The sequence below is a fragment of the Methylobacterium sp. WL103 genome, assembly GCF_008039885.1.
GTDB classification, from domain to species: Bacteria; Pseudomonadota; Alphaproteobacteria; order Rhizobiales; family Beijerinckiaceae; genus Methylobacterium; species Methylobacterium cerastii.
Genome location: NZ_VRUX01000641.1, coordinates 1 through 2,294, shown reverse-complemented (window position 1 = coordinate 2,294; position 2,294 = coordinate 1). Strand labels below are relative to the sequence as shown.

2 protein-coding genes are annotated in these 2,294 nt (G+C 68.6%); one reads left to right on the top strand and one right to left on the bottom strand.

Annotated features, from left to right (window positions below):
* Nucleotides 1-1,512: catalase (locus FV222_RS23575; protein ID WP_147815781.1), on the bottom strand; the 1,512-nt coding region annotated here is incomplete at its 3' end.
* Nucleotides 1,513-1,673: 161 nt separating this feature from the next.
* On the opposite strand from FV222_RS23575, the gene FV222_RS23570 reads away from it, so the two are divergent.
* A partial coding sequence (locus FV222_RS23570; RefSeq protein ID WP_147815780.1) for a LysR substrate-binding domain-containing protein occupies nucleotides 1,674-2,294 on the top strand: 621 nt, incomplete at its 3' end.

Here is a 2,294-nt window from a genome sequence, read left to right as displayed (position 1 = left end):
GCCCGGCAGCGGCGCCAGCGCCAGCGCCTTGGCGAGGTCGATCCCGGCGCCTTCCGCGACCCGGCGGCCGTAATCGGCGTCGGCATGCGAGAAGTGCCAGACCATCCGCAGCTGGATGGCTTCCGGGCACTGCTTCATGTCGCCGACGAGGTTGGCGATCAGGTCGTCGCGCTCCCAATCCTGGAACGAACGGTAGCGCACGCCGGCCTGGGTGTAGTCGTCCTCGGTGCGCGAGGTCTGGTAGCGGCCGAGGTTGCCCTGCACCGGCTGGTGGTAGTCCTTCGCCGGCTTCGGGGCCTCGCGCAGGCCCTCGGCGAGCGTCGAGGGCTCGTAGTTGATGTGCTTGTTCGGGCCGGTGCCGTCGACGCCGTAGGTCATCTGCCCGTCGCGCTGGTTCGAGTAGACCTTCACGCCGGGCTGCGGCGCGTTGATCGGCAGCTGCAGGTAGTTGGCGCCGACGCGGTAGCGCTGCGTGTCCGAGTACGACAGCGTACGCCCCTGGAGCATCTTGTCGTCCGAGAAGTCGATGCCGTCGACGAGCACGCCCGTGCCGAAGGCCGACTGCTCGACCTCGGCGAAGAAGTTGTCCGGCACGCGGTCCAGCACCATCCGGCCGACGGGCAGCAGCGGGAAGTCCTCGACCGGCCACAGCTTCGTGTCGTCGAGCGGATCGAACGACAGGTGCTCGTTCGGGCCGTCCGGCATGATCTGCACGCAGAACTCCCACTCGGGGAAGTTGCCGGCCTTGATGTTGTCGTAGAGGTCGCGCGTCGCGTGGCCGACATCCTTGCCCTGGATCTCGGACGCCTGGGCCGAGGTCAGGTTGCGGATGCCCTGCTTGGGCTCCCAGTGGAACTTGCAGAGCACGGCCTCGCCCTGGTCGTTGACCAGCTTGTAGGTGTTGACGCCCGAGCCTTCCATCTCACGGTAGTTCGCAGGGATGCCCCAGGGCGACTTCAGGTGCGTCACCATGTGGATGGCTTCGGGGTGCTGGGCCACGAAGTCGAAGAAGCGCCAGGCCTCCTGGCGGTTCGTCACCGGGTCCGGCTTGAACGCGTGGATCATGTCGGGGAACTTGATCGCGTCGCGGATGAAGAAGACCTTGAGGTTGTTGCCAACGAGGTCCCAGTTGCCGTCGACGGTCTTGAACTTCACCGCGAAGCCGCGCGGGTCGCGCTCGGTCTCAGGGCTCTCCTTGGCGCCGGCCACGGTGGAGAAGCGCACGAACATCGGCGTCTTCACGCCGGTCTCGTTGAGGACGCGGGCGCGGGTGTACTTGGAGGCCGGCTCGTTACCGATCTTGCCGTAGGCCTCGAAGTACCCGTGCGCGCCGGCGCCGCGGGCATGCACCACGCGCTCTGGGATCCGCTCGCGGTCGAAATGGGTGATCTTCTCGATGAACTGGTAGTTCTCGAGCGTCGCGGGACCCCGCTCGCCCACCGTGCGGGTGCTCTGGTTGTCGCGGACCGGGTGGCCCTGGCGGGTCGTCAGAATCGGGCGTTGATCGCTCATGCGAAAGATCTCTCCGTGGTGGCGACGAGGTCCGAGGGCCGGCGCCGGCGCCCTTCAGCGAGGGGCGCGCCGTTTCCTGGAATCGTTCCGGGCTCCCCTTATGCGCCTCCTGCGACCGGTTGACCAATGCATCGTCTGAAAGGCTGTGATAGACGCAGCCTATGAACATCGCCGGCCTTTCGCTCCGCGATCTCGAATATGTCGTCGCCATCGCCGACGAGGGGCATTTCGGCCGGGCGGCGGAACGCTGCAACGTCAGCCAGCCGACGCTCAGCGTGCAGGTGCGCAAGCTCGAAGGTGCGCTCGGCCTGGTCCTGTTCGAGCGCTCCAACCGCCGCGTGCTGATGACGGCGCCGGGCCAGATCATCGTGCGGCAGGCCCGCGCTGTGTTGGCCGAGGCGCAACGCCTGCTCGCGCTGGCGAGCGAGGGCCGCGGCGCGCCCCTCACCGGCCGCCTCGTCCTCGCGGCGATCCAGACGCTGGGGCCGTATCTCTTCCCGCTGGTGCTGCGCATGTTGCGCCAGGAATTCCCGATGCTGACGCTCGCCCTCAGCGAGGGCCGCACCGCCGACATCCTCGCCTCCCTGCGCGACGGGCGGGTCGACGCCGCGCTGGTGTCGCTGCCCCTGCCCGCCTCGGGGCTCACCGTCTCGCCGCTCTTCGTCGAGCCGTTCCGCCTCGCCTGCCCGGCCGACCACGCGCTGGCGCAAGGGGGGGCGCTGCGCGCAGCCGACATCGCCGGGCCGGACCTGCTGCTGCTGGACGAGGGCAACTGCCTGCGC